Source organism: Pseudorhodoplanes sp. (genome assembly GCF_050250235.1).
GTDB lineage: Bacteria > Pseudomonadota > Alphaproteobacteria > Rhizobiales > Xanthobacteraceae > Pseudorhodoplanes.
This window is the reverse complement of the sequence record NZ_JBFWPA010000192.1, coordinates 1-8682: the sequence shown is the minus strand read 5'-3', so window position 1 is coordinate 8682 and position 8682 is coordinate 1. Positions and strand designations below refer to the sequence as shown.

Here is an 8682-nt window from a genome sequence, read left to right as displayed (position 1 = left end):
GTGCTCTTCCGATCTATAGCAGAGAATTGCAGTCTTAATCACTGATTTCAGGGGTAAAGAAGACCATTCAGGTCGCGTCAAAAGGTCGAATTCGAACTTTTCCCCGAAAAATTTCCTGATAGCGGGGAATTGGCCAGAGACCAGACCGGCTCGATCTGGAACCTCGCCCCAGCCAAGCAATTGAAGCTCGACCGGAAGTCTTAGATTGTCGACTGAAGAGCCCGCAGTCCGGGCGCTTCTGTTCGACGCTGGAAGTCTCTGAATTTCGAAATTCAAACTTTGCGCGGCTGTTGGGCTGAATCTCTGCAGAGAGCAGCCAACACATCCCCACGGACGGACTCGGCGACCGTATGTAAAATCATGCCGAGCAGTGTCTCCTTGGAATCAAAATGGGTATAGCGCGCGCCCATACTTACCCTGATGGAACTCTGGTGGCGTCTAACAATCCGGGTTGCCAAAGCTTCTATGGACAGGCCGCCTGCTTTGGGAAAATCGCGTAGTTCGTCCGCTTTCTGCGGCTTTTGTCAGCACTATCAACTGGTGTATCCATTTGTGTACAAAATTCTTGCATAAATAATTTGATCTTATACTGTTACAAGCACTCGCTCGTAATCAGCGCCGGAGGTGCGGTGTCAGACGAGGTTGCATGGCGCAAAACTTATCCATCGCGGGCTTCGGTGCTTGAGAGCTTTTTTCCATCGCTCCTTTGGCGTGATTTTTAATTTGCAGACCTTTTAGCAGGCCGCTGTCATGGATCGAAGAGCGCAAGATTTCTCCAGTCCGGGCGGGCTTTGACTGTGAGTGGACCATTGTCCGGCATCCGCGTTCTCGATGCGTCGTCAATCATCATGGGACCGCTGGCAGCTCAGTATCTCGGTCAGATGGGCGCAGACGTCATCAAGGTTGAGGCGCCTGGCGGCGATCTGACGCGCGCGATTGGTCCGCATCGTTCGTCCGGCATGACGGCTTTATTCCTTAATTGTAATCAGAACAAACGCAGTATTATCGTGGACATGAAGACGTCGGAAGGGCGGGAGATCTTCCGGCGTCTAGTCGAAACCGCGGACGTGATCATCCATTCGGTCCGCACGGCCGCCGCCGAGAAACTAGGAATGTCCTACGCCGCGTTGTCGAAATACAATTCGAAGCTGATCTATTGTCATCTCAAGGGTTACGCTGACGAGGGCGCATATGCCGGGCAGGCTGCCCTCGATGACATCATTCAAGCGATTTCAGGTCTGGCGTCGCTGCAAAGCGCGGTCGCGGGTGAACCGCGATACATTCCAACCTCCGTCACGGACAAGATTTGTGCCGTGCATGCGGTGCTCGGCATCGCCGCCGCCCTCGTCCATCGTGAGCGCACCGGTAAAGGACAGGAAGTCAGTCTTGCGATGTTTGAGACAATGGTGGGCTTCAATCTCGTCGAGCATCTGTGGGGTCATGTCTTCGAACCGCCAATCGCATCGCTTGGCTACGACAGCGTGCGCGCGGGCACGCGACGGCCTTACAAGACAAAGGACGGGTTTCTCGCATTTCTTCCCTATACGGATCAGCACTGGCGCGTGTTCTTCGAACGGCTGGGGCGTCCGGAGATGATGTCGCATCCGGCTTTTGCAAATTATCCGGCCCGGCAGAAGAACTATCAAGTCACGATGGGCGAACTTATAAAGGTTCTCGCCACCCGTAACACTGCCGAATGGATCGCCCTGTTCAAGAATTCCGATATTCCAATGGCGCAGGTGAACAGCCTCGAAACACTATTAGATGATCCTCATCTCAGCAGTATTGATTATTGGAAATTTTCCGATCATCCGACGGAAGGCCGGTTGAGAGCGGCGCCATTTCCACTGGATTTTTCTGAATCGCCTGTCACGAAAGGGCTACATGCTCCGCGCCTCGGCGAAAACACGCGGGAAATTTTGCTCGAACTTGGGCATAGCAACGATGCTATCGCCTCTTATCTGAAGACGTTCGCTCCCGCGTTTAACTGAAGCACTGTGACGCGTGTGAAGGACAAAGCATGGATGGACGCATCCTGACGGAGCGGAGAGAAGCGGTCACGATTGTGACCATCAGCGCGCCCGAAGTTCGCAACGCGATCAGCGCGCAATTGCGCGAACAATTGCACGAAACGATGTTGGCGCTGCAGAGCGACAAGGCGTGCCGCGCCATCGTCTTGCGGGGTGCAGGCGGCACGTTCTGCGCCGGCGGCGATGTGCGGGCCTTGGGATCAGCATCGGCTTCCAGCATGCGTGACCGCTTGATGGCCGCGCACCGTCTGATCAAATTGCTGCTGACGTCGCCAAAGCCGGTCGTGGCCGCCGTTGACGGGTATGCTTACGGCGCGGGCCTATCGCTTGCAGTCGCTTGCGATCTGTTGATCACACAGCCTTCGGCGAAGATGTGCAGTGCCTTTGGCAAAGTCGGACTCATTCCAGATCTTGGTCTGTTGTGGACGTTGCCGCAAAAGATCGGAGCCGGCCCGGCGAAGCGGATGATGCTGACTTCGAACCCCGTGGACGGCATTGAGGCGCATCGTATCGGCTTGGCTGACGCCCTTGCGGACGAAGGTGATGTGCAGAATCTGGCTTTGCGGCAGGCGCAGCATCTTGGGGACATCGCCCCTCTGTCGGTTGCACAGACCAAGCTCGCCCTTTTGAACGCCGGCGATGATTTGGATCGAATGCTTCAGGGCGAAATCGAGACCCAGTTGCATCTACTCGCGACCCAGGATCATGCGGAAGGGCGCGAGGCTTTCGTGCAGAAAAGAAAGCCAATCTTTACTGGGCGATAATCCTCGCAAATCAGATCATCAGCAGGAGAGAAACAATGCGTTTCGATACAACGGCCTGCAGACATTATGGGGACATGGATTATTCCCGGCGCTGGGACCTGCTCGTTGAGGAGTTTCGCGAGCAGGCACTCCTTGCCGAAGCAATCGGCATGACAACCTTCTGGCAATCGGAGCATCATTTCGGAGGGGGTATTGACGGATGGAATAACGGTCCTCCCAATCCGGTCTTGATTTGTATGGATCTGGTAGGGCGCACCAAAACACTGCGTGTCGGAACCGGCGGTGTGGCGCTTCCCGATTGGAATCCAATTCGTTTGGCGGAGGATCTTGCCGTGCTCGACATCGCTTCCGGGGGCCGTCTCGATGTTGGTCTCATGCGCGGCGCCAGCCGGCGGACCAACATTCAATTCTTTCAACAAAAGCACGATGCTGCAGCGACCCAACGCGCATTCAATGAAGTCCTCGATATCCTCATCAACGCCTGGAAGGACGGTCCCTTCAAACACAAGGGCGAATTTTATGAGTTTCCGGTTCCGGGCTGGGTGGAAACCCACGAGGTTCTGAACAAGGACCCACGCTATTATGCGCCGGACGGCACGTATATCGCGCTGGCGGTTCATCCAAAGCCGGTGCAGAAGCCTCATCCGCCACTGATCGTTCTCGGCGATTCCATTGCCACGCACGAATTTGCCGCAACTTATAACTTGCCGATCATGAGCTACGCGCCCTCCATGAGCGCGCTCGATCAAACTTGGACTACCTATCGGCAGACTTATGCCAAGACGCACGGAGCCGAGGCGCCGGGCAGGAACCTTTCCGTAACCAAGGCGACCTATGTCGCTCCGACCATGGAGCAGGCGATTGCCGATGCGAAGCCCGGCCTCAATGCGCTCTTCAACCGTTCCGCTCTGTCAATGGCAGGACGTAAGAAATATCTGCGCCCCGGTGAGGAGCCCACGGCTCAGGACATGCAGGAAGACTGGTTCGATTTCCTACATCGCCATGACATCATTCTTGTCGGAACGCCCGACTATGTTTCTGAGCGGCTCGAAGTTCTGCGGGATCGTTTCGGCTGCCAGCACTATTCATTGTTCTCGAATATACCCGGGCTCACTCAACGCCAGTGTCTGGATCACCTCGCGCTGTTTGGTCACAAAGTTATGCCTCGGTTTCAGAACTGACGGTTTCATCTGCAGCAGATGAATTGCGGATGATTCTTGAGTTGGATGAGCGGTAAAATTCGGAGATAAGCGACCGAGGCCGTTACGACGGCTCCCCAGCGGCACTTCTGGAGAAAGCCGCCTCGAGATCGAGGCGATCGCACGCGTGCTGAAATCGGTCGAGTGCACGTGCCCCCTGCTCGGCGGCAGAGCATTTCGACAGGACATCATAAGCATCGCTGATCGCATTGCGTTCAAGACCGGTGCCGCGATCATCGCGCCTGGAGCACGCGATGGCGACGGCCTCAGCCAAACCACCAACGCTCGGCATTGCGATGCGCATCCATTTCGAAGGCGCCGGAGATCTTTGCGGGTGTTTTGACCTTGGACGTCGTGGCCGCGATGTGATTGATCCAGATCGGGACGATGAGGCCGCCTTCCTCCCATATGAACCGCTGCATCTCGCTATACGTGGTCCGCCGCTTCTTCTCGTCGAGTTCGCCTCGGGCGGATTGCAGCAGGCTTTCGAAATGCGCGTTCTTGAACTGTGTGTCGTTACTCGATGACTTTTCGGAAAAGATCAGCGTGAAGGTCAAATCCTCGGTCGCGCGGCTTGAGCGGAAAGACGTGCAGAATCTCTTCCGCCAGATATTCGCAAAATAGCCGTCGATCGGAAGCCGGTTGAGCTTGATGTTGATGCCCGCCTTGGATGCATCCGACTGGAACAGCACCGCCGCGTCGACGGCGCCGTCGAATCCGAGTTCGGCCGCAGCCATTTCAAGGGGTTGATTTTCGATACCTGCCTTGCGGATATGGAAGCGCGCCTTGTCGGGATCGGGCATGCGCTGTGGAATGTTTGCATCGAAGAAACGGTGGTTTGGAGTGATCGGGTTGTCATTGCCAACAACGCCGTAACCGTTGAGAATTTTCTCGAGAATTTGCTTGCGATCGATCGCATATTTCAACGCCAGCCGCACGTCGTTGTTATCGAAGGGCGGTGTCTGCGTCAGCATGCAGATATTCCACTGCTTCAAGCCTGGAACGTTCTGGATCGAAAGCGCCGGATTGTTAGCCAGCAGCTTGACGGTTTTCAGATCGACCCTGTTGATGACATCGACCTGGCCGCTCAGCAATGCGTTGGTGCGCGCATTGGTTTCATTGATGCAGAGCGTCTCGACTTCGTCAAAAAAAGCGCGATCGCTGCGGTGGTAATTCGGGTTGCGCTTGGTGAATCCGCGGACGCCGGCCTCGAATGTCTGCAGGACATATGCGCCCGTTCCCATTCCGGAGCCTGGATTGGTCTCGCCATCCGGCATGACCATGAGCCGGTATTCGGTGAGAACCGCCGGAAAATCCGCGTCGGCGACTTTCAGCTTGACGATGAATCTCGATTGCCCGTCGGCTTTGATGTCCTCGATATTGGCGACAAAGCCGGCCCCGCCCGATGTCGTGCCGCGATGATAATTGATCGAGAAGATCGCATCGTCCGCACCGAAGGTCTTGCCGTTGTGGAAGGTCACCCCCTTGCGCAGATTGAAGACCCATGTCTTCGCGTCCGCCGACGGCTCCCAGGATTCTGCGAGATCCGGACCGACCTGTAGGCTGGGCAGCAATTCCACGAGCGAATTGCGCGTTTGATAGGAGATGTTCTGCTGCCAGGCATCGATGAGCTTTGCCGGATCCAGTGTGTCGCTGGGACCGCCTGAGGCGAGACCGAGCCGAAGCCGGCCGCCGCGTTTGGGTTCCGGGGCTTGCGCATGCGCGGTATGCGGGAGCAGCGGTACGGCGCCCAAAGCTGCTGTGGCGCCCATGAAACGTCGACGTGTGACATTATTCGGATCGTGATCAACGATCATTGCAAACCTCCCTTATCGCGCTCCTTGACCTTATGCGCCGCAGATGACGACGCTTTTAACGTCGCGCACTGTTATCCGGCTGCGCCTATGAGCATTTTCTTCTAGCTCCGTCTTTTGAAGACATTTGTATACAAACACTTGCAGCCTATCAACGGACCGCGAGGCGTCAAGGCGGCATCTTTGACGCACCCCAGGCGGGTGGACGCCAAGATGTCAGATGCAAATGGCCTTCTAGCCAAGACGCGAGATCGCCCACGGCGGCAGCTGCAGGCAATGACAACCCAGAGCAGATCCTAACGAAACCGCGGCATGACCTTATGACCGAACAAAGCAAGGTGATCCAGGCACTGGCGGCGCGTAAGACCGGGCATATTGGAGAACAGGGCCAGGTGCTGACAGCCGAAGCGCCGCCGAAGAACCTCGATTTTCTCCGAAACATAGTCGGGCGAGCCCACAAGAATGATGTCGTGGCGATGCAAGAAATCGAACCAGTCGTCCTGCATGTCCTGATCGGTGGGATCCTGTCCGGCCGGCAGATATTTCTTCCGGCCCGCCATCGACAAAGGTGAACGGCCGAAGAGCGCGTTAATTCCGGGTCTCGTATGGGCGATGGCCTCTTCCATGGTCGATGCAACATAAGTCGGCTTCATGATCGCAAGGTTCTCGCCCGGCGTAATCTCGAATCCGTGCGTCTTGGCATAGGTTTGCCGATAGGCGGTCCAGGTCTGCTCGATCGCGCTCATGGACGGCGCGTAACACATGATCGGTAAATCGTGTTTCGCCGAGAATTCGTGCGTGACGACGGAATCGCCGAGAACGATCAACGGCGGATGGGGTTTTTGCACCGGCTTGGGATGAACCGCCAGCGCGATATAGGTGCCGTCGGGCGCGTAATAGCGTGGGTCCTTGTTCAGAACTTCATGGGTTTCCACCCAGCCCGGAACCGGAAATTCATAAAACTCGCCCTTGTGCTTGAAGGGAGCATCCTTCCAGGCGTTGATGAGAATATCGAGGACTTCTTCGAACGCGCGTTGGGCTGCCGCCGCGTCGCGCTTCGGGGGAAAGAATTGGATATTGGTGCGCCGGCTGGCACCGCGCATGATGCCGACATCGAGGCGTCCGCCCGATGCGATATCGAGCACGGCAAGATCCTCGGCGAGACGCAGGGGATTCCAGTCGGGGAGGGCGACGCCGCCGGTGCCCACACGCAAGGTTTTGGTGCGCGACACCACGTCCATGCTGAGCAGGATAGGATTGGGAGGGCCGTTATTCCATCCGTCGATGCCGCCCCCGAAGTGATGCTCCGACTGCCAGAAGGTCGTCATGCCGACCGCTTCGGCAAGGAGTGCCTGCTCGCGAAATTCCTCGACCAGTAAATCCCAGCGGCGAGAATAGTGCATGTCCCCGTAATGTCTGTAGGCCGTCGTGTCGAAGCGCATCAGTTCTTCCTGCTGTGATCTCGCCTCACAAGACGTCACCTTGGGGCCCCGTTTCTTTGACAACAATCCGCTTCACGGCATCAAGAATGCCCTGTGAGCGGTAGAACTCAACATCTTATCCGAAGACGGATTTTCTTCACGACGTGTCGCAGATCAGCATTTCCCGTGACAATTTGACGGAACATGCATTGTATGTAAAGGTATACAATTAATTTTGACAACGATTTCGAGGTTCGCAGGGCCTGCGCCGCGATCCGGACATCTTTGAATTTCTGCGTGCGGTCGCCACCAGAGATCTTGTTGGTAATCGCCGCTATAGCACGTCGCGCGTGCACAACTTCGCTCTCAATTTATCAACCCGTTGATGGCAAAGGTGTTGGAAGACGCCTCGTTCCGCCACCATCGGCTAATTACGCTAAACGAAGTCGGAGGCGAATCCGAGTGTCCCGAAACCGGTTGCGCCGTTCCATGTCGCGCAATTACGTCTGCTCGCTGCACGGATTCCGCGTGAATACAGAGAGTGCAGCAAGATTTCTGCTAAACATGCCGTGGAACGACTTAGTTTATAATTTCTAGGTAGGTCACCATTGTTGCAACTTGCCGCGGAGCGGAGCATTCGCGTTCACATCGTTGTCCAGTTCTTCAGCAGAACTGATGAAGTGAACCAAGATTCTTGCGCGTCATTTTTGTCTGGCAGCACCAGATCAGGATCCGCAGACATAAATCTGACGCTTTTCGGCCGGAAAAGAATGGGCTCAATTAAATGGAGAAGTCATGAAATTGATTCGTTATATCATTCCGACGCTGTTGCTTGCTTTAACGGCGGCGTTCTCTCCGGCTTCGGCGCTGCCGTCTTCAGCGGCGAAGAACCTCGACTACACAACAGATTCGGCCGTCGTGCTCGCCCAATACAAGCATTATCGCAACGATCGTCATCGTAATGTTCGTCGTCATCATTATCGGCCGGGTGGGCGCTATCATAGCGCCCCGCACGGCTGGCGGCGCTACGGCAGCCGCCCTCGCGATTGGCAGACGCGCGGATGTGTCATCGTCGGACCGGTATGGTTCTGCCCCTGATATAGATCGTCACGAAACGAAGCTAAACAGCCCGCCCGGACATGAAGTCCCGGCGGGCTTTGTTTTAGGATTGATGCAGGTCTAAGTTTGGTGGCGCGACGTTTCAGTGACTCTGGTTTCGTCAGGATTCATCGAAGCACCCATGAGCCAAGAGCTGACTGCAGCTCAGACTCGGATGGTGTTTTCCGACCAAGATGACTTAAACGTCGCGGGCGTGTTGACGAAGATTTCTGAGCGCGCTTAGATCACGCGTCTTTTCCAACGCTCGCAGAGGCGTCATGAACGACGCAGTAAACAATTTTCCCAAGATCGAAGCGTCACCAACCGTTCTTTATACCATCTGTCCGATGTTTAGC

Annotated in this window: 7 protein-coding genes; 4 read left to right on the top strand and 3 right to left on the bottom strand. The window is 55.9% G+C overall.

Annotated features, from left to right (window positions below; translation table 11 throughout):
- Positions 1 to 612: 612 nt before the first annotated feature.
- Positions 613 to 768 carry a hypothetical protein gene (locus tag AB7F49_RS35800; RefSeq protein ID WP_428531562.1) on the bottom strand — a complete coding sequence of 52 codons (156 nt, stop codon included), beginning with the start codon at positions 766 to 768 and terminating at the stop codon, positions 613 to 615.
- Between the two features lie 41 nt (positions 769 to 809).
- On the opposite strand from AB7F49_RS35800, the gene AB7F49_RS35795 reads away from it, so the two are divergent.
- Genes AB7F49_RS35795 through AB7F49_RS35785 form a run of 3 tightly spaced genes read left to right on the top strand, consistent with a single transcriptional unit; the run spans position 810 to position 3975 of the window.
- Positions 810 to 1991 (top strand): CaiB/BaiF CoA transferase family protein, encoded by a 1182-nt coding sequence (locus AB7F49_RS35795; protein ID WP_428531559.1) that lies wholly within the window; start codon positions 810 to 812, stop codon positions 1989 to 1991.
- Positions 1992 to 2020: 29 nt separating this feature from the next.
- Positions 2021 to 2794 carry an enoyl-CoA hydratase/isomerase family protein gene (locus AB7F49_RS35790; RefSeq protein WP_428531556.1) on the top strand — a complete coding sequence of 258 codons (774 nt, stop codon included), beginning with the start codon at positions 2021 to 2023 and terminating at the stop codon, positions 2792 to 2794.
- Between the two features lie 35 nt (positions 2795 to 2829).
- On the top strand, positions 2830 to 3975 hold the full coding sequence (locus AB7F49_RS35785) for an LLM class flavin-dependent oxidoreductase (protein ID WP_428531553.1): 1146 nt from the start codon (positions 2830 to 2832) through the stop codon (positions 3973 to 3975).
- Positions 3976 to 4259: 284 nt separating this feature from the next.
- Here AB7F49_RS35785 and AB7F49_RS35780 read toward each other — a convergent pair whose 3' ends face one another.
- On the bottom strand, positions 4260 to 5810 hold the full coding sequence (locus AB7F49_RS35780; RefSeq protein ID WP_428531550.1) for an ABC transporter substrate-binding protein: 1551 nt from the start codon (positions 5808 to 5810) through the stop codon (positions 4260 to 4262).
- Between the two features lie 293 nt (positions 5811 to 6103).
- A complete protein-coding gene (locus AB7F49_RS35775) occupies positions 6104 to 7249 on the bottom strand; it encodes an LLM class flavin-dependent oxidoreductase (RefSeq protein ID WP_428531547.1) in 1146 nt (381 codons plus the stop codon).
- A 774-nt stretch (positions 7250 to 8023) separates the two neighbouring features.
- Between AB7F49_RS35775 and AB7F49_RS35770 the strand changes: the two genes are divergently transcribed.
- A complete protein-coding gene (locus tag AB7F49_RS35770) occupies positions 8024 to 8326 on the top strand; it encodes a hypothetical protein (RefSeq protein ID WP_428531544.1) in 303 nt (100 codons plus the stop codon).
- Positions 8327 to 8682 lie beyond the last annotated feature (356 nt).

Coding starts and splice junctions, on each gene's coding strand:
- AB7F49_RS35775 (WP_428531547.1), bottom strand. CDS start 7,249: ATGCGCTTCGACACGACGGCCTACAGACATTACGGGGACATGCACTAT.
- AB7F49_RS35790 (WP_428531556.1), top strand. CDS start 2,021: ATGGATGGACGCATCCTGACGGAGCGGAGAGAAGCGGTCACGATTGTG.
- AB7F49_RS35780 (WP_428531550.1), bottom strand. CDS start 5,810: ATGATCGTTGATCACGATCCGAATAATGTCACACGTCGACGTTTCATG.
- AB7F49_RS35785 (WP_428531553.1), top strand. CDS start 2,830: ATGCGTTTCGATACAACGGCCTGCAGACATTATGGGGACATGGATTAT.
- AB7F49_RS35770 (WP_428531544.1), top strand. CDS start 8,024: ATGAAATTGATTCGTTATATCATTCCGACGCTGTTGCTTGCTTTAACG.